Below are 19,478 nucleotides of genomic sequence, written 5' to 3' on the forward strand. Positions count from 1 at the left end.
TTTTCAACGGACGCACGACGCGCTCATTTTAATGCCAAGACGTTTCATTGCCGGACATTCGTCAGCCGAAGCTTGTATCAAGGCGTTAGCGAAGCGCGTCCCACGACGAGCAAATTCCCTGCCGCGCAACGTATGCTGAAGCGTCTTGCCAACCAGGACGTCGCGAAAGCCGTCGCGAACATCATCTGGCTCGGGCTCGAACGACTGACCCAGATCGTCGTCGCCATCGCCATCGCGGGCCTGCTTGCGCGCTACCTGGGCCCCGACGCATTCGGCAAATGGCAATACGCGAACACGCTGCTGCTCGTGCTCGCGCCCATCACATGGGTGTGCGGCGCCGAAATTCTCGTCCCGACGATCGTGCATCGCCCCGCCTCCGAGCTGGGCACGGTGCTCGGCAGCGCCTTCGCGCTGCGCATGAGCGTTTCGGTGCTGGCACTGGCCGCAACATGGACAGCCATTGCGCTCGGCGTGACGGACCCGCTCGTCGGCGCCATGCTCGCCGGCCTGGCCGTGACCATGCTTTTTCGGGAGCCGTTCATCGGGGTCATCAACTCGTGGCTGCAAAGCTTGACCTACAGCAAGCCGCAGTTGTTGACGAGCATCGTCACCGCGCTCGCCAAAGCCGCGCTCGTCTATCTGTTCGTGCGCGTTGCCATGGCGCCCGCCGCGTTCGGCTGGCTCTGGGCAGCCGAATCGGCCGTCATCGGCGGTGCGCTCGTCGTCTACTACATGCGCCGCCATGGCGGTACGCTCGGCTGGCGCGTCGACGGGCCGCTGTTGCGTCACTTCGCAAGCGCGGGCACGGTGTTCTGGATCGGCCTCGTCTGCATGTATCTGTTCCTGAAGCTCGACCGGCTCATGCTCGAGCGCGCCATCTCGTTCGCCGATCTCGGCCGCTACTCGGCCGCGCAGCAGATCAACGAAAACTGGATCGCGCTCGGGCTCATGCTCGCGCAGACCATCGCACCGGCCTTCATCTACCGCGTGCAGGACCCCGCCAGACTGCTCGCCAACGTACGGCGGCTCATGCTGTTCGCCGCCGCGCTGATGGCGGCCGGCGCGCTCGTGCTCGGTTTGTTCGGACACCTGATCATCACGCGCGTGTTCGGGCCCGGCTATGAAGGCGCTGTCGCGATTTTTCGCTGGTGTGTCTGGCTTTCCGTGCCGGCCGGCATCGAGGCCATCGGCAATCTCGTCGTGCTCAAATATCAGGCGAAGTTCGTTTTGCTCGCGAAGTGGGTGCTCGCGCTCGCTGTCGCGTTCGTCGTCAACCTCGTTGCCATCGCGCGGATCGGTGCGTACGGCGCGCTCGTGGGACTCGCCGCAGGCTATGCCGCCGCCGCCGCGGTGAACCTCTACTACATTCGCTACAAGCTGTCATGACGACGCCCACGACGCCCACCACTGCGCCGCCATCCGCGCCGAGCGACGCGCTTGCCGATGTCACGGTATTGATGCCCGCCTACAACGGGCAAGCGGATGTCGAGCGCACGCTGGCGTCGTTTCGCGAACGCGCCGCTGTGCACGTCTTGCTCGTCGACGACGGCAGCGATCCGCCGATCGTCGCACCGGCCCTGCCGAACGTGACCGTCGAGATTCTGCGGATGCCACGAAACGGGGGAATCGAACGCGCGTTACAAGCCGGCATCGAAGCACTCGCTTCGCGCGGCTGCAAGTACGCAGCGCGGATCGATGCCGGCGATCTTGCCGCGCCCGAGCGGCTCGCCAGGCAACGCGCCTACCTCGAAGCGCATCCGAACGTTGCCGGTGTGGGCATGTGGACCCAAGTGGTGACACGCGAAGGCGAACCACTCTTCATGTTGCGCCCCGCCACCGAGCCGGCTGAAATTCGCCGCTTGCGTTTTTTCCGCTCGCAGTTGGTGCATCCGGCGATGATGCTGCGCGTCGATGCGGTGCGCGCGGTCGGCAATTACCGTGTTGCGTATCCGGCGGCCGAAGACCTCGACCTCTTCCTGCGTCTCATGGAACGCTACGACTGTGCGAACCTGCCCGAGCTGGGGCTTTATTACGAAGCCAATCCGGACGGCATCAGCGCTACGAAGCGCCGCAGGCAGATCGTCTCCACGATCCGGCTCGGCATGCGCTATTTCAACGCACGCAACGTCTACGATTGGTTAGGACTCGCGAAGAACCTGCTCCATCTCGTCACACCCTACGGATGGCTTCACCGCATGAAACGTGTCCTCTTTGCCGCCCGTACCGCATGAATTCACCTGCTCGATCCGCTGCCGTTGCCACTAGCGCCACCGCTGCGCGAACGCTCTCGATCTGCCTCGTCTGCAATACGTCGTTTGCGATCCATACGTATCGCCAAGGGCTGATCCGCACGCTGATCGCCAATGGCGCGACCGTGACGGTCATCGCGCCGCGCGATCGCACGACCGCCCTGCTCGAGCAAATGGGCTGCCGCTTCGTGGAACTGCATGTGGCGTCGAAAGGGACCAACCCGCGCGACGACCTGCGTACGTTCGCCGCACTGTATCGCCATTACCGCGCGATCAAACCCGACATCGTGTTTCACTACACGATCAAACCGAACATCTACGGCACGGTTGCCGCATGGCTTGCGCGTGTACCGTCGATTGCGGTCACGACGGGCCTCGGCTACGTCTTCATTCAGAAGAGCCGTGCGGCGATCGTGGCGAAGGCGCTCTACCGGTTCGCGTTCCGGTTTCCGCGCCAAGTATGGTTCCTCAACCGGGACGATCAAACCGCATTCGTCGAATCGCGGCTGCTCGCGCACCCGGAGCGGGCACGCCTGCTCCATGGCGAAGGGGTGGACTTGAACCATTTCGCGTACACCCCGCCGCGACAGAAACAGAACTTTACATTTGTCTTGATCGGGCGCTTGCTTTGGGACAAGGGCGTCGGCGAATATGTCGAGGCGGCACGTATCTTGCGCGAGCGGCATCCCACGGCGCGGTTCCAACTGCTCGGGCCGGCCGGCGTCGATAACCCGAGCGCGGTGACGCTGGACACGCTGCAAGCATGGCAACGCGAAGGCCTCGTCGAATATCTCGGTGAAGCGCACGACGTACGCGAGCACATTGCAAACGCGGACTGTGTGGTGCTGCCTTCGTACCGGGAAGGCGTGCCACGCACGCTGATGGAGGCTTCGGCGATGGGCCGGCCGATCGTGGCGACCGACGTTCCAGGCTGCCGCGAAGTGGTGGCCGACGGCATCACGGGATTTCTCTGCGAGGCGAAAAGCGCGGCGAGCCTCGCCGACAAGCTGCAAGCGATGATGGCACTCACGCCCGACGAACGGCGTGCAATGGGCGAGCGCGGCCGCGCGAAGGTCGCGGCGGAATTCGACGAAACGACTGTCATCGCGCGCTACCTCGAAACGCTGCGCGAACTCACTGGCGTTTCTCTTTATCTTTGACGGAGCACGACGATGGCGATGAAAGGCACGATTCTGGTGACGGGCGGCGCGGGGTTCATTGGCTCGCATACCGCGGTCGAACTGCTCGCAAGCGATTATGACGTGGTCATCGTCGATAACCTCGTCAACAGCAAGCGCGAGGCCGTGCGCCGCATCGAGGAAATTGCGGGGCGTGAAGTCGCTTTTTACGAAGCCGACGCATGCGATGCCGCGGCGCTGAGCGCGATTTTCGATAAACACCCGATCGATGCCGCGATTCATTTCGCCGCGTTGAAGGCGGTCGGCGAATCGGTTGCCAAACCGATCGACTACTACCGTAACAACATCGGTAGCCTGCTCACCGTGCTCGATACGATGCGTGAGCGCAATGTGAAGCGATTCGTTTTCAGCTCGTCGGCGACTGTTTATGGCGTGCCCGAGCGCTCGCCGATCGACGAATCGTTTCCGCTTTCGGCGACGAACCCCTACGGCCAATCGAAGCTGATCGCAGAGCAGATTCTGCGCGATGTCGAACGGTCCGATCCGGCGTGGCGCATTGCCACGCTGCGATATTTCAATCCGGTTGGGGCGCACGAGAGCGGACGTATCGGCGAGGACCCGGCGGGCATTCCGAACAACTTGATGCCTTATGTGGCGCAGGTCGCGGTAGGCAAGCTCGACAAATTGCGCGTGTTCGGCAGCGACTATGACACCCCCGACGGGACGGGCGTACGCGACTATATCCATGTCGTGGATCTGGCTCGCGGGCATATCGCCGCACTCGATGCTCTGAAGGCGCGCGACGCGAGCTTGACTGTCAATCTTGGTACCGGGCGCGGGTACTCGGTGTTGGAGGTGGTGAAAGCGTTCGAGGCCGCTTCGGGGCGGAAGGTGCCTTATGAGCTCGTGGATCGGCGGCCTGGCGATGTGGCTTCCTGCTTTGCGAGCACGAGTGCGGCCGAGCAGACACTTGGCTGGCGAGCCGAGCACGGCATCGAGCGCATGTGCGTCGACCATTGGCGGTGGCAGTCGATGAATCCGAATGGGTTTGCTTGATCGAGACGGGACGGTACCTGCGACTGCTCCCGTTCGGCTTCTTCGAGGGCCGTAAACGCGGACGAGGCGTCGAGGTACTGCCTCATAACATCATCCGCGAGCTCGAGCATGTCGGTGTTCGGTATAAAGGTTTATTTCGACAAAACGTACCGAAACCACATACATTTCAACGGGTTACAGCGACAGAGTGTTCGCTTTCCCTGGCGCCCCCCCAAAAGACCGCGTCTTGAAGCGGGCGCGACGCGCTCTGCTGATTTCGCCGGCTCCCAGCATCGCGCGTCGGGTTTCTGCGTTCGGCAGTTGAACTGGAGGATCGGCGGCCCGGCGATGTGGCTTCATGCTTTGCGAGCACGAGTGCGGCCGGGCAGACACTTGGCTGGCGAGCCGAGCACGGCATCGAGCGCATGTGCGTCGACCAGACGGAACCGCCGCTTTCACCTTGTAAGCCAACGTAACAAGTTCGTTATTTATAAAGATCACAAAATGACATAAAATTGACCAAAATATGATTAACAAATAGAAATGTCCGATTTACCTATCTATTATCTCCATATACCCAAAACCGCTGGCACTTCTCTGATCAGTTTCCTGGATAGCCAATTCGATTCCAGCGAAATCTGCCCTGCCCAGCTGCTTCCGAGCCTCTTCGCGCTTCCGAGGCAGGATCTTTCCAAGTACGCCTTCTTCCGAGGCCATCTATGGCACGGCTTGAATACCTATTTGAAAAGAGACCTCGCTTATATAACGATGCTGCGCGACCCCGTTCAGCGCACCATTTCCTGGTATTCGCATGTGCGCCGCGAGCCCGGCGCATATCGGCACGATCAGGTCGTCAACGAGAATTGGTCGCTCCTGGATTTCGTCTCCGACGAAGTAACGAACTGGGATCTGATCAATGCTCAGACGTTATTCCTCGCGGTCGATCTCGATTACGAGAAACTCGCGAAAGATCCCGTCGGCTACGGGCAGGCAGTCGTGCGCGAATATGCGAGCCGCAAGCACGATCGCGAACTGCTGATCCGCGCCAAGGCCCGCCTCGAGCAGTGCCTCTTCGTCGGTTTGGCGGAGCGCATGAGCGAGTCGCTGCAGCTTCTGAGCCATACGCTCGGCTTCTACCCTGTCATCGAGGAACGGAAGCTCAACGTTTCGTCCAATCGCGTCCCGGCCGAGGCCCTCTCCGTCGAAGCGCTCGAAGCCATTCATCGCGTCACCGAACTCGATCGCGAGCTGTACGACTGGGCCGCGAAAGTATTCGAGCAACGATACGCCGCAATGGTCGACTCGCTGCTCATGAGCCAGTGGAAAACGAATCCGCGCCATGCCCCAGCCGCATGGACAGCTCCGTTGGGCACCGAAGAACGAGGTCAAATCGCCATGACGGTCGTCAGCGCGCCGCGCCTCGCCCGACCCGGTTCCGAGTTCCGCGCCAACGTCGCCCTCGCAAACCGATCCCACTTCCGTCTGGCCAGCCAGACACCTTATCCGCTCAATCTTTCGTACCATTGGCTCGATGCGCAAACCGGCGGCATGGTCGTCTTCGACGGCGAACGTACCGCCCTCTCGGAAACGCTTAGCGCGGGCGATTGCAAGCATTACGCGGTTCGCGTCGTCGCCCCGGAGCATGCGGGCAAGTACACATTGCGGATAACGATAGTGCAAGAAGGCGTCGCGTGGTTCGACGACGAGCCGTCCCGCGTCTGCACCGATTACCCGATCGAAATCGCATAAGGCATTTCACGCTTCACCTCCTACGCGGCAGGCATGCGGACGGCTCTCGGTATAATTCGCCGTCCGCCACCCGGCTACCGCTCATGCTCAGTTTCGCACTCGCCTTTCTCGTCTCCCTGCTCGTTACGTTGCTGATCGTGCGCTATGCGCATCTGCACGAAAGGTTTTCGATCGATGCCGATCTGGCCGGCGTACAGAAGTTTCATGCCCGGCCCGTTCCGCGCGTCGGCGGCCTCGGGATCCTCGTCGGGCTGGTGGCGTCGACGCTGGAGCTCTACGGCCCCTATCCGGCTGTCTCGCTGGGCATCCTCGCATTGATCGCCTGCGGCATTCCGGCGTTCGCCTCGGGCTTGATCGAAGACATCACGAAGCGCGTTTCGCCCACCGCACGGCTGGTCGCCACCATGGGCTCAGCCGCCCTCGCCTATTTCGCGCTGCATATCGCCGTGGTGCGCATCAGCGTACCGCCGCTGGATTTTCTGCTTTCCTATGCGGTCATTTCAGCCGCGGTGACCGTGCTGGCGGTCGCGGCCCTGGCGAATGCGGTGAACATCATCGACGGCTTCAACGGGCTTGCCTCGATGGTCGCGATGATGATGTTTGCATCGCTTGCTTATGTGGCGTTCCGCCTGTCCGATCCGATCGTGCTGTCGGCATCGCTGATCATGATGGGCGCGGTGCTCGGCTTCTTCATCTGGAATTTCCCGGCCGGTCTGATTTTTCTGGGCGACGGCGGTGCCTATTTCATCGGCTTCATGCTTGCCGAGCTCGCGATCATGCTCGTCATGCGACACCGCGAGGTCTCCGCGTGGTATCCCGTGCTGCTCTTCGTTTATCCGATCTTCGAGACCTGCTTTTCGATCTACCGGAAAAAATTCGTGCGCGGCATGTCGCCCGGCATTCCCGACGGCGTGCATTTGCACATGCTCGTCTACAAGCGCCTCATGCGCTGGGCCGTCGGCGCCAAAACCGCGCATGAGTTGACGCGGCGCAATTCGTTCACATCGCCCTATCTGTGGCTGCTGTGCCTGATCGGTGTCATTCCCGCGACGCTCTTTTGGCAACACACGGTGCACCTGTTCGCCTTCGTCGTGCTGTTCGCACTGACGTATGTCTGGCTCTACGTGAGCATCGTCCGTTTCAGATCGCCGAAGTGGCTCGTCGTGCGGCGCAGCGGGCGGCGCTAAGCTCCGCGCTCCACCACCACGCTCACGCTACCGCGTATTCAGGCCGCTGTCTCGGCGCGCGAGCGCTCGAACGCGCGCCAGCGTTGATCGATGCCCATGCCTACGCCGGCGAGCACCAGATACCAGCATGCAACCGCCAGCCATTGCGCGATGGTCGGCACATGCAGCGCCACCAGCGCGAGCGTCGAACCGCACAGCATCAGGCCGTAATAAAGCAACGCGACGCGGACATGGGACGCGCCCAGTTGCACGAGGCGCTGATAGTAGTGCTGCCGATGCGCCTCCCAGACCTTCTCGCCGCGCGCGAGCCGGCGCAGCAATGTCACCGTTGCGTCCGCAATGAACGGAGCGAAGGCAAGCGCCGGAAACCAGACCGGCCACGCATCGTGCCGCCAGCCCCAAAACCCTAGCGCGCCCGCGAGGAAACCCAGCGGAATCGACCCCACGTCGCCCAGAAAGATACGGGCCGGATGAAAGTTGAGCGCGAGAAAGCCGAGCGCGGCGCCCGCAATCGCCACCGAGGCAATCGATAACTGCGGCTCGACAGCCATCGCCGCCACGGCATAAGTTGCGAAGCCGAAGACGGCCATGCCGCCCGCCAGGCCGTTCGAACCATCCATGAAGTTATAGAGATTGATGAGCCAAACGAGCGCGATGACGGCAGCCACGGCGAGCCACCAATCGATGCCGTTCGCGCTCAGCGCCACCGCCGCCCCGGCCACGATCAAATGCGCCGCGAAACGCGTCTTTGCGGACAAGCCACGGCGATCGTCGATCTGCGAAAGCGCACCCAGGACGAGTGCCCCGACGGCGAACCAACGCATCAGCGGAGCCTCGATCGCGACGATCGCAAGCGCCGCCGGCAACACGCCCCATCCTCCCACACGCGGCACCGGCTTCACGTGCAACGAACGATGATTGGGAATATCGAGCGCAATATCGAACGCCCATCCCGTGCGAAGCAGGATCCATAGGACTACGAAGCAGATCAGTGCAGCAGCGAACCCGGTGAGAAGAAGCGACGATATCGTCATCGATGGCGCCTCATTCAACGGTTGAAGCGGTCGATCGTGCCCGCACGGTTTGCTTGAGCCCATCCGCGACTTGCCACGGCGGCGTCCATCCGAGTTCGTTGGGCAGCCGCCTACACTCCACGCGCAAGGGGCCGGTCAGCCGATCGATGCGGTCGGACTGCCGCGTCAAAGTCCCGATCAGGCGCAACAAGGCGACAGGCACGGACACGAGTCGCGCCGGCTTGCCCAGCGCATCGGCAATCGCGCGAATCATCTGCGAGACGCTCAAATCCTCGCAATCCGTCACGTGATAGACACCCTCGAGCGCGGCGGGATAGGTGGCGAGCAAACGAATCGCATCCGCCAGATTGCCGACATAGACCATGCTGCGTTGCGCATCGACGGCCCCCAGCGGCAACGGAACGCCCTTCTCGACAGCCTTGATGAGACCGAGGAAATTCGCGCGCACGCCCGGACCGTAGACCAACGGCGGACGCACGACGACGATCTCCATTCCAACCGCCCGCCCGAACTCGCGCAACGCCAGTTCGGCTTCGCGCTTCGAGATGCCGTATGGATCGACAGGCGACGCCTCGTCGTTCTCGCGCCACGGCCGCCCCGGCTCGCCCTCACCGAGCGCTTTGATGCTGCTGACATAGACGAACCGCCGCGCGCCGGCCACCGATGCGGCGCGCGCGGCGTTGAGCGTGCCGTCGACATTCGTCGTTCTATGCGCGGCGATCGGGTCCACCGCGCGATCGCGCATGATGTGCACGCGGGCCGCAAGATGAACGAAGGTGTCGCATGGGCCGAAGGCGGGTCTGCCCAACGCGAGCGAGGCGAAGTTGTCATCCTCGATCAGGCACTCGCGCACCCTGGGCGTACAGACACCTTGCCGACGCACCAGCGCAACGACGTCATGGCCGCTGTCGCGCAGCAGCGCGCACAACGCCTTGCCGACGAAACCGTTAGCTCCCGTTATGGCAATTCGCACACCGCCTCCTTGTATGAACCCCGCCTCAACGATATCGCCTGGCGGGCATCACGCCAGCACCGACCGATAGACATCGCGGGTCTGCTCGACCGTTGCCGCCCAGGTGAGTTCGGCGGCGCGTTGCAAGCCCTTGGCGACGAGCGACTCGCGCAACGCAGCGTCTTCGAGCAATCGCGCCAGGCCGTCGGCGATCGCATCGACGGAATAAGGATCCACTTCCCAAGCCGCCCCTGCCGACACTTCCGGCAAAGATGTCACGTTGGCGGTCAACACAGGAACTGCGCTTGCCATCGCCTCCGCCACCGGCAGACCGAACCCTTCGTAAAGCGACGGATAGGCAAATACTGCCGCAGCCGATAGCAGCCGAGTGAGATCGGCCCGGGACACATAGCCCGGCGCGATGATTTGACCGGCGTTCGCCAAGGGGCCGATATCGCGCTGCAGATCGGAATTCATCCACCCGTTCGCGCCGATCAGAACGAGCGGGAACTCGCGCCTCAGCGCTTCGGGCAAATGGGCGTAGGCCGCGACGAGCCGGCGCAGGTTTTTCCTCGGCTGTAACGTACAGACCGACAGAACGAAGCCACGGTATTTCAGCCCCAACGCCGCGAGCACGGCAGAGCAGACCTCCTCCGATCGAGGCTGAAAGCACGTTTCCACGCCCAGATGGACAGTGACGACCTTCTCGTCGGGCAATCCATAGATGTCGTGAATTTCCTTCTTCGTGTAGTGGCTGTCCGCAATGACGACGCGCGCTTGAGCAAGCGTGCGCGGCAATCCATCGTCCAGATACTGGACGGCCACGCTCGGGTGGAATTCGGGGTGCCGCCGATGGGACAGATCGTGGACCGTGACAACGGAAGGTCCGCGGTAGCGCGACGCGATGAAATTCGTCTCGTGATAGAGGTAGCCACGCTTGGCGAAGTCCCGACGCAAACTCCCCGAAGCAAAGCTTCGGGCAAGCGTTCGAGCTTTATAGACGCCGGGGACATTGCGCGCGGCGCGCAAAGCCGATGCGGTGAACCCTTTGCTGAATTGGGCGGCCTTGGCCAGCGAGGTTTGATCGCACATCAGCGCACGCAGCGCATCGCCTTCGTAGACGGTCGAGCCCACCCATCCGGCAATTGCCTCGACATCCGGTTGCTCCAACAATCCTTCGAGCAAGTGCTGCGTGTAGTAGCCGACGCCGCTGCGCGGCGGCCGCAGCGAGTTGAGATCAAAAAGCAGTTTCATGCAATGGCAGCGAGCCGTGGTGGCGTTGAAAAAAGGGGCGAAAGACGCCTGACGATCAAAGCCGCCATGCTACGACAGGAAGCCGTCGATTTTCCAATAATTGGCGCACCCGGGAGGTGGGCGCGCAGTTCATTAGCGCGTCAGCACCCCGGCTGAGCGCGTAATGGGGACCGATTCGAGCCGCGGCGGCAACGCCGTCTCATATTCTGGGACCCAACGACGCAAATCGCGGCGCACTTCATCGTCCGTCAATACGCGATGCTGCATCAACCACGGCATCAACTCGTCGAGAAGATCGCTCGGGGCTTCCCGTGCGCGGGCGATGCGCAGTTTCGGATGCACCGTGCGGGTGGTGGTTTCGTCGTCGGCGAGCAGTTCCTCGTAGAGCTTTTCGCCGGGGCGCAGGCCCGTGAAAACGATCCGAATCTGCTCCTCGGTGAAGCCGTACAGACGGATCAGGTCACGAGCCAGATCGACGATCTTCACGGGCTCGCCCATGTCGAGCACGAAGATATCGCCGCCTTGCCCCATGCTCGACGCCTGCAAGACGAGCTGCGACGCCTCGGGGATCGTCATGAAAAACCGCGTGATCTCGGGATGCGTGACCGTGACCGGCCCGCCCTTGGCGATTTGCTTCTGGAATTTCGGAATCACGCTTCCGGCACTGCCGAGCACGTTGCCAAAGCGGACCGTTTCGAATCGCGTCCCGTTGCTCGTTTGCTGAAGCGCCTGACAGGTCATCTCCGCCAGCCGTTTGCTCGCGCCCATGACGTTGGTCGGGTTGACTGCCTTGTCCGTCGAGATCAGCACGAAGCGTTTCGCGCCATGGCGGATGGCCGCGCGTGCGACGCGATAAGTGCCGAGCACGTTGTTGCGCACAGCCTGCCAGGCGTTCACCTCCTCCATCAGCGGGACGTGCTTATAGGCCGCCGCATGAAAGACGATATGGGGCGCATAGCGGGAAAAAACCTGATCGAGCAAGAGCGAGTCTTTGGCATCGCCCACCACCGGTACCATCGAGAGGCCCGGATAGTGGTCCGTCAGCTCTTCGACCAGTCGATAGATTGCGTACTCCGAAACATCGAAGGCGATCAATTGAGCGGGCTCGAAGCGCAGAATCTGGCGGCACAACTCCGAGCCGATGGAACCGCCCGCGCCCGTGACCATGACCACGCGGCCGCGCAGCAGCGCTTCCACGTGAGGCGTATCGATCTTGACCGGCTCGCGCCCCAGCAAGTCTTCCAGATCGATGTGCCGCACACGAGCGAGGAACGGCTGACCCTTCGTCAATGCGGCCAGCGCCGGCAACACCATCGCGCGGACCCCGGCACGCACGCAGATCGCGGCGACGCGGCGCTGGGCGTCCACCGATGCCGATGGAATGGCGATGATCGCGTGCTCGGCCTTCAGCTGTTGAGCAACGCGCTGCAAGTCGGCGATCGGCCCCAAGACCTTGTAACCGTAGATCTCGCGGCCCTGCTTGGCTGGATCGTCGTCCAGCAGGCCGACCAGGCGCCAATCGCTCGAACGCGACAGCTCACGCGCGAGACTCGCGCCGGCCGAGCCGGCGCCCAGCACGATCACCGGCTTGCCTTGGGCAACCAGACCCCCATAAAGATAGAATTCCTTCGCAGTCCGATACAACGCGCGCGCGCCGCCCATGACGAGGAACAGCAGCAGCGGACAGACGATCAGCACCGAACGCGGAATGATGGGCGAGGGCTGCAGCATGACCGCGCCGATCATGATGAGCAACGCGCCGGCGCCAACGGCCTTCGAAATACGAACCAGATCCGGCAGGCTCGCGAACACCCACATGCCTCGGTATAGACCGAACACGCGGAACATCACCGAATAGACCAGTACGACCCAGATGAGCGCGTGCAGTGCGCCGTACAGGAAGGTAACGGGTACGTCCCCGTTGAAGCGAATCGCGTAAGCCGCAAGCCACGCAGCCGTCACCGCCAGCGCATCGAAAGCGAATGCACTCAACGAGAGCCACGATGATTTAAATCGAGACATTCCGCGACTTTTCCTCGGAGTAAAGTTGGAATACATAGCGCAGAGAGCCCGTTCAACGCTTTAGCGTTCTTCTTATTGATCGCGGCAGCCGGCCCGCATACAATTGCGCAGGCCAGCATTATGAGGCAGATCGGTAGCAATTTCCATGCGAAGTGGCGCCAACACCACGCCCGATCCCGCCACGGCCTTCTCAGAATAGGACAAAACGGCCCCGTTGAAGATACTTCATAAAAGACGCGGGAAGGAATAGTGTGATGTGCCGGATGGTGCAAAATCCGTAACCAGATGTTCTCGATTTCGGTCCGCCGGGGCCAATTTCCGCTAGAATCGCCCCCTGCACAATGGATCAGCGCCGATGAATATCATTCCTGTCATCATCTGCGGCGGTGCCGGAACGCGCCTTTGGCCCGTTTCCCGGGAAGCGTTTCCCAAGCCGCTGCTCAAGCTCGCTGACGGTCAAAGCCTTCTGCAAAAGACGTTCTTGCGCGCAGCTCGCGTTGCGTCGACGAACGAAGTCCTGATCGTTACCAATCGCGAGACCTATTTTCTGACCAAGGACGAGTGCGGTGAGTTGGACACGGACGTATCGCGTGTCGGCTTCGTGCTCGAGCCCGCCGCCCGCAATACCGCGGCGGCAATCGGCGCTGCGGCCGAGGTCGTTCGCGAGGCGCACGGCCCCGATGCGATCATGCTCGTCATGCCGGCCGATCAACTCGTCGAGAAAGAGCAAGCCTTCGCGCAAGCCGTGCAAGACGCGGCACGCGGTGCGGCCAACGGCCGGATCGTGACGTTCGGCATTCGTCCGACCGCGCCGGAAACGGGCTACGGCTATATCGAATTCGAAGCACGCCCGCTGCCAGGGGCCGAGGGCATCCACAAGGTCGAACGTTTCATTGAGAAACCCGAGCTGAATATCGCCAAGGAATTGGTCGGTACGGGCCGGCACCTGTGGAATGCCGGCATGTTCTGCTTCACTGCGCAGACGATGCTCGACGAATTGCAAAAGCACGCGCCGAACGTCATCGAACCGACGCTAGCGGCTGTGAAGGACGCACGACGGAGCACATCGGACGATGGCTTTTCCGTCGAGCTCGATGCAGCGCATTTCGGCAAGGCGCAAGACATCTCGATCGACTACGCGGTCATGGAACGGTCGAGCAACGTCAACGTCGTGCCGTGCGATCTTGGGTGGAACGACATCGGGTCGTGGGTTGCGATCAGCGAGTTGACTTCGCCCGACGAGAGCGGCAACCGCATTAATGCCAGGACCGCGCTGCACGATGTCGAGAACTGCTTCGTGCAGAGCGACGAACGCCTGATCGGCATGGTCGGCGTACGCGATCTCATCGTCGTGGATACGCCCGATGCGCTGTTGATCGCGGACAAAGACCGCGCGCAGGACGTGAAGCAGATCGTCGCCAAGCTCAAACGGACGAACGACGACGCATGCCGCCTGCACCGCACCGTGCATCGCCCCTGGGGCACCTATACCGTGCTCGAAGAAGGCGACCGCTTCAAGATGAAGCGCATCGTCGTCAAGCCCGGCGCGTCGCTTTCTCTGCAGATGCACCACCATCGCAGCGAGCACTGGATCGTCGTCAGCGGCTGCGCGGAAATCGTCAACGGTGAGCAGATCATCTCGCTGCAGCCGAACGAATCCACGTATATCCCGGCGGGGCACAAGCATCGGCTCGTCAATCCGGGCGTGCTCGATCTCGTGCTGATCGAAGTGCAATGCGGCGAGTATCTCGGCGAAGACGATATCGTTCGCTTCGAAGACATCTACGGGCGCGCACCCTGCTGAACTGCGGTTATGAGGGGGCTGCAAGCCCCCTTCCCCTGCTTCGATCGGGCGCGGGCGCGGCAGTCTTGCCGAAGAAGCGAACAACGAACGTCGTGCCCACGAACCCTGCCTGACTCATGCGCGTTCTCCATTTCTATAAAACATACAAGCCCGATTCGATGGGCGGCGTTGAAGAGCTGATTGGGCAGATATGCTCGGGGGCCGCGAAACAAGGCGTGACGAGCGAAGTGTTGACGGTCAGCAGAGATACCTCGACCGTCGATTTCGGGGATCACATTCATCACCGCGCAAAGCTCGATGTCGAGATTGCCTCGTCGGCATTTTCAATTCATGCGTTAAAGCGTTTCAAGGATCTGGCGCGACATGCGGACGTGATTCACTACCACTTCCCCTGGCCGTTTGCCGATATGGCACATTTTCTGACGCGCGTGCGCAAACCGTGCCTCCTCACGTATCACTCGGATATCGTGCGGCAGAAGGTGTTGCTGCAGTTTTATAAGCCGCTGCGCGACAGGTTTCTTGCCAGCGTCGACAAGATCGTGGCGACTTCGCCGAACTACGTCGAGACGAGCGACGTGCTGCGGCGCTTTCGGGACAAGGTAGAGGTCATTCCGATCGGGCTCGATCCCGCATCTTATGCGCCGCCCACCGAGGACAAGCTGCGATATTGGCGCGAGCGTGCCGGCGAGAAGTTCTTTTTGTTCGTGGGCAACCTGCGGTACTACAAGGGGCTGCATATCCTGCTCGATGCGCTCGCGGGAACCCAGTTCCGTGCGGTGATCGTTGGAGCCGGGCCGGTCGAGAGAGAGCTCAAGCAGCAGGCGGCGCGGTTGAAACTCGACAACGTCGATTTCGTAGGGCCTGTGGGCGACGACGATAAAATCGCGCTGCTCACGCTTTGTCATGCGCTGACGTTTCCTTCGCATCTGCGATCGGAGGCGTTCGGGATATCGCTGCTGGAAGGGGCGATGTTCGGGAAGGCGTTGATTTCGGCGGAGATCGGGACGGGGACGTCGTATGTGAATGTGGATGGAGAGACGGGGATCGTGGTGCCGCCCAGCGATCCGCAGGCGCTCAGGGGTGCCATGGCGAAGCTGTGGGGTGACTACGCGCTGACGAAACGGTTGGGCGCGGGCGCACGCGAACGCTTCGAAATGCACTTCACCGCCGCCCGGATGGCCGAATCGTACGTCGAGCTGTATCGCAGGTTGGCTGCGCGCGCGTAGGCTGTACCGGTACCAACCGGCGAGCGGAGAATGAACGAGGCAACGCTCAGCGGGAAAACGAAAGGCATCTGCCAACAACCATAGCAACCGGCGAGACACGGGGATGTTAGAAAAACGCAACCGGATAGCAATGTGGGCCGTGCTTATCGCGGCCGCACTGGCGTATACATTGAAGTACCTTCACCACTCGGCCATGCCGGGCAACAGCTTAACGTATCCGGAAGGATGGTGGGGTTGGTTCGACCAGGGGCAGTATCTGCGTGCGGCAACTGCGTTCCTTCACGGCGATCTCGCCCCGCAAAATTTCTACTACCCGCCGCTATACCCGCTCATCGGTGCGGCGTTTCTGCCCTTCCTCCCCAATCATCCGTTCTTCCTATTCGACGGGTTCGCGTTCGTCTTTTTTGTTTATACGTTCATCAAATTTGCCGAGACCTATATCTCGCGCATCGAAGCGGTAGGCATCGTTCTCGCGACGCTGATTTTCAATCATCGAATCCTCGAGCAATTCGCGATTCCCTGGACCACAGCGTGCACGGTTGCGATTTACTCGTTCGCGATCCTCAGGCTCGTGCAGTTGAACCGTGCAGTGCAGACTTCGCAGTACGTCAGCCGCCCCTACAGCGCTTTTCATGCGTTGCCGTTCGCTATCGTGTTCGGGTTGCTGGTGTTATCGCGCCCAGTTGACTCGGGATTGGCTGCCGTCTTTTTCCCAGGATATCTGTACTTCGATTGGAAGCGAACGAACAGCCCACCGCTTCGCCTGTATTGGGGCCGCCTGCTCGCTGTCGGCAGTTTGCTCACACTCGGCTTCGCCTGCGGCCTGGCGCTCTTCGCCGTCTACAACAAGGTGATCTTCGGAAGCCCGCTGGGCGGCTATGTGCAGTCGACTGCCTCGGCGAGTGGGTATTTCCCCTCCCAGCTGCCGCGAAAGCTATTTACGTTGCTCGTCGATACGTACACGGTGTTCCTCGAGCCGCGAGCGTCCCTCCTGACGCACTATCCTTGGATGCTACTGTCGATGTTCGGCATCGCGCTCGCTCTCCTTTCAGGCGACGCGCTCAAGCGCGTCGTCGCAATCGCGCTCATTGTGCATTTCTGCCTTTATGCGCCGTACGGCGACTTGTTGCCAAATGGGCTCTGGCGATTCAACAACATCCATTACTTCAAATGGATGTTGCCTTACCTTGGCTTTTACGCGTGGCTCACCGTCCGATGGACAGTGGCTAGTTGGCGTACCGATCGCGAAAGGCTCGCGAAACGACTCGCGATCGTCTTCGGTGCGGTTTTCCTAATGCTAACGCCGCGGTTCGCTGTCGACGAACGCATGGCCAGCGATCGCGTCGTGACCGGTCCAAGCGGCGAGGCGAGCATCGAGATCGACTTTCCCGACGCCCCGAGCCCGATCGACTTCGTGGACTTGCCTCGCCTTCACGGGGGATTCACTGAGATCTATTTTGGAGAGCATCGCGCCAGTCTCGACGGCCGAGATCTCACGAAGGTTCGCGACTTCAGGCTCGTCCCGAGCCCTACCGGCGCAAGACTGATCTTCATACGACCCGTGGCAGGCCATCGGCTGGTGTTTTCGGCCGGTCAAGGCGTCGATATTTCCGATGTGGGCGGCACCGTCCCCGTTGGACGGTATTATTTCTCGATCGGCTGGCCTCACTGGCGCCGCGACGTGCCGCGGTGATCCATCCCATGGTTGCGTGAGGCAGCGGAAGGAATTGCCGGATTCTATTTTCAGGACCAGAAAATGTCGAAAAACCAATCACTAGACGACAGCCAAGTCGCAGTCATCCTTCCCGCCTATAACGAAGAGGTGACGATCGCGGAAACGATAGAAGAGTTCCACCGCGAGTTGCCGAATGCCGCGATCTATGTGATCGACAACAACTCGAAGGATCGCACGCAAGCCATCGCCGATTCGACGCTCCGGACACTGGGCATTGAAGGCGGCGTCATCTTCGAAGGGCGCCAGGGCAAAGGAAACGCGTTGCGCCGGGCGTTCCTGGAGGTCGACGCGGATATCTACGTGCTCGCCGATGCCGATCTGACCTATCCCGCATCCCGAGTGCACGACCTCATCGATCCGATCGTTCGAAACCGCGCGGATATGGTTGTCGGCGACCGTCACTCAGGCGGACATTACGCGCAGGAAAACGACAGACCGCTTCACGGGTTCGGTAACGCCCTTGTGCAGCATATGGTCAACCGCTTCTTCCGCGCGAAGCTGGTCGACATCATGAGCGGCTACCGGGTTTTCAATCGCCGATTCGTCAAATCGTATCCGATCATGGTCGAAGGCTTCCAGATCGAGACCGATATGACGCTCCATGCGCTGCATCAACGGTTTCGCATCGTCGAAATCCCGGTGGAGTACAAGGATCGCCCGCAGGGCAGCGTTTCCAAGCTGCAGACGCTGCCGGACGGAGCGCGGGTGGTGTTCACGATCGCGCAGATCCTGCGCTACTACCGCCCTCTTATTTTCTTCGGAACGCTCGGCGTCTTGTTCGGCTTGGCGAGTCTCCTGTGCGCGCTGCCCGTCTTCGACGATTGGGCGCGGGAGCGCTACATCCACCATGTCCCGCTGGCAATACTTGCGTCGGCCCTGGGTATCGTGGCAATCATGACCCTCGGTGTGGGGCTCATTCTCGATACCGTCGTGCATATGGAGCGTATGGCTTCGGAGCTTCATCTTCTGAATGACGGCGAGGAGAGAAGGGCGAGCAGATACTGAACTGCTTGCCCACGCCGGTCGGCCACCTGCCGAGGCGACCCGCAATTTGAGGAACGACCCCTTGCTCTCGCCGCCTTTCTTTCGGGCGGCTTGCCCGGCAAGGCGCCGCCGCGGGTCGTCAACCGGCGACTCGTCCTTTATAATGACGCCGCTGTCATCTGGAAAATTACAGATTCTTTCCAGGTAGCCGACTGCCGGCAGATCCTCGCTATAGCCGAGGGCGCCCTACTTCAGCGTGTTGCGCCGCGACGTTTATCGTTGCGGCCGTCTGCTCGATTGCAGGCCACCTAAACCCACCGCGTCCCACAGGATTTCGATGAAAGCAGTCATTCTTGCTGGCGGGCTTGGAACTCGCATCTCCGAGGACACCGTCAACCGACCGAAGCCCATGATCGAGATCGGCGGCAAGCCGATTCTCTGGCACATCATGAAAATTTATTCCGCATATGGGATCAATGAGTTCGTGATCTGCTGCGGCTATAAGGGCTACGTCATCAAAGAATACTTCGCGAACTATTTTCTGCATATGTCCGACGTGACCTTCGACATGCGGACGAATGAGATGCAAGTGCATCAGCAGTATGCCGAGCCGTGGAAAGTCACGCTGGTGGATACGGGCGAGCTCACGATGACTGGTGGCCGCCTGCGCCGCGTGCGGGATTTCGTGAAAGACGAAGAGGCGTTCTGCTTCACGTATGGCGATGGATTGAGCGACATCAACATCACGTCGCTGATTGAATACCACAAGCAGCAGCGGACGTTGGCCACCCTCAGTGCGACGTATCCCCCGGGCCGCTTTGGCGCGTTGGATATTCGCGAAAACAAAGTAGGCTCTTTTAAAGAGAAGCCGAAAGGCGACGGCGGGATGATCAACGGCGGCTTCTTCGTGCTTTCGCCGCGGGTAATCGATCTTATCCCCGGGGACGAATCCGTTTGGGAACGTGAGCCGCTGGAAACGCTCGCGAGCCGCGGAGAGCTTGCCGCATACGAACACGACGGGTTCTGGCAGCCCATGGATACGCTGCGCGACAAGAATCACCTCGAGGAACTGTGGCAGAGCGGCAAGGCTCCATGGAAGGTGTGGTGA

Annotated in this window: 15 protein-coding genes; 11 read left to right on the forward strand and 4 right to left on the reverse strand. The window is 61.2% G+C overall.

The window, feature by feature from the left end; translation table 11 throughout:
* Positions 1-132 precede the first annotated feature (132 nt).
* From VGL01_RS17910 to VGL01_RS17935, 6 genes are all read left to right on the forward strand, one after another.
* Positions 133-1,386, forward strand: a complete 1,254-nt coding sequence (locus VGL01_RS17910) for an oligosaccharide flippase family protein (protein ID WP_331571637.1) — start codon at positions 133-135, stop codon at positions 1,384-1,386.
* Positions 1,383-2,231, forward strand: a complete 849-nt coding sequence (locus VGL01_RS17915; protein WP_331571639.1) for a glycosyltransferase — start codon at positions 1,383-1,385, stop codon at positions 2,229-2,231. The genes VGL01_RS17910 and VGL01_RS17915 overlap by 4 nt, the downstream gene beginning before the upstream one ends.
* Positions 2,228-3,409, forward strand: a complete 1,182-nt coding sequence (locus VGL01_RS17920) for a glycosyltransferase family 4 protein (protein WP_331571641.1) — start codon at positions 2,228-2,230, stop codon at positions 3,407-3,409. The genes VGL01_RS17915 and VGL01_RS17920 overlap by 4 nt, the downstream gene beginning before the upstream one ends.
* A gap of 12 nt (positions 3,410-3,421) precedes the next feature.
* The gene (gene galE / locus VGL01_RS17925) at positions 3,422-4,444 is read left to right on the forward strand and encodes a UDP-glucose 4-epimerase GalE (protein ID WP_331571643.1); all 1,023 of its coding nucleotides are present in this window, start codon (positions 3,422-3,424) and stop codon (positions 4,442-4,444) included.
* 522 nt (positions 4,445-4,966) lie between these two features.
* Complete coding sequence (locus VGL01_RS17930) at positions 4,967-6,172, forward strand: sulfotransferase family 2 domain-containing protein (protein ID WP_331571645.1); 1,206 nt, start codon at positions 4,967-4,969, stop codon at positions 6,170-6,172.
* A gap of 83 nt (positions 6,173-6,255) precedes the next feature.
* Complete coding sequence (locus tag VGL01_RS17935; protein ID WP_331571647.1) at positions 6,256-7,359, forward strand: glycosyltransferase; 1,104 nt, start codon at positions 6,256-6,258, stop codon at positions 7,357-7,359.
* 38 nt (positions 7,360-7,397) lie between these two features.
* Here the strand turns inward: VGL01_RS17935 and VGL01_RS17940 are convergent, their stop codons facing one another.
* From VGL01_RS17940 to VGL01_RS17955, 4 genes are all read right to left on the reverse strand, one after another.
* Entirely contained in the window at positions 7,398-8,393 is a 996-nt protein-coding gene (locus tag VGL01_RS17940; RefSeq protein WP_331571649.1) for a glycosyltransferase family 4 protein, read from the reverse strand.
* A 10-nt stretch (positions 8,394-8,403) separates the two neighbouring features.
* Positions 8,404-9,366, reverse strand: coding sequence for an NAD-dependent epimerase/dehydratase family protein (locus VGL01_RS17945; protein WP_331571650.1), 963 nt, complete (start codon positions 9,364-9,366; stop codon positions 8,404-8,406).
* A 48-nt stretch (positions 9,367-9,414) separates the two neighbouring features.
* The gene (locus VGL01_RS17950; protein ID WP_331571652.1) at positions 9,415-10,599 is read right to left on the reverse strand and encodes a glycosyltransferase family 1 protein; all 1,185 of its coding nucleotides are present in this window, start codon (positions 10,597-10,599) and stop codon (positions 9,415-9,417) included.
* Positions 10,600-10,731: 132 nt separating this feature from the next.
* Positions 10,732-12,621 carry a nucleoside-diphosphate sugar epimerase/dehydratase gene (locus tag VGL01_RS17955; protein ID WP_331571654.1) on the reverse strand — a complete coding sequence of 630 codons (1,890 nt, stop codon included), beginning with the start codon at positions 12,619-12,621 and terminating at the stop codon, positions 10,732-10,734.
* Between the two features lie 355 nt (positions 12,622-12,976).
* Here VGL01_RS17955 and VGL01_RS17960 point away from each other — a divergent pair, with 355 nt between their 5' ends.
* The 5 genes from VGL01_RS17960 (at position 12,977) to rfbF (ending at position 19,478) form a co-directional block, all read left to right on the forward strand.
* Positions 12,977-14,425, forward strand: a complete 1,449-nt coding sequence (locus tag VGL01_RS17960; RefSeq protein ID WP_331571656.1) for a mannose-1-phosphate guanylyltransferase/mannose-6-phosphate isomerase — start codon at positions 12,977-12,979, stop codon at positions 14,423-14,425.
* A 116-nt stretch (positions 14,426-14,541) separates the two neighbouring features.
* Positions 14,542-15,651 (forward strand): glycosyltransferase family 4 protein, encoded by a 1,110-nt coding sequence (locus VGL01_RS17965; protein WP_331571658.1) that lies wholly within the window; start codon positions 14,542-14,544, stop codon positions 15,649-15,651.
* A 130-nt stretch (positions 15,652-15,781) separates the two neighbouring features.
* Positions 15,782-17,344 carry a hypothetical protein gene (locus VGL01_RS17970; protein WP_331571660.1) on the forward strand — a complete coding sequence of 521 codons (1,563 nt, stop codon included), beginning with the start codon at positions 15,782-15,784 and terminating at the stop codon, positions 17,342-17,344.
* A gap of 63 nt (positions 17,345-17,407) precedes the next feature.
* The gene (locus VGL01_RS17975; protein ID WP_331571662.1) at positions 17,408-18,391 is read left to right on the forward strand and encodes a glycosyltransferase family 2 protein; all 984 of its coding nucleotides are present in this window, start codon (positions 17,408-17,410) and stop codon (positions 18,389-18,391) included.
* A gap of 316 nt (positions 18,392-18,707) precedes the next feature.
* Complete coding sequence (gene rfbF, locus VGL01_RS17980) at positions 18,708-19,478, forward strand: glucose-1-phosphate cytidylyltransferase (RefSeq protein WP_331571664.1); 771 nt, start codon at positions 18,708-18,710, stop codon at positions 19,476-19,478.

It is taken from the genome of Trinickia sp. (assembly GCF_036503415.1).
Lineage (GTDB): Bacteria > Pseudomonadota > Gammaproteobacteria > Burkholderiales > Burkholderiaceae > Trinickia.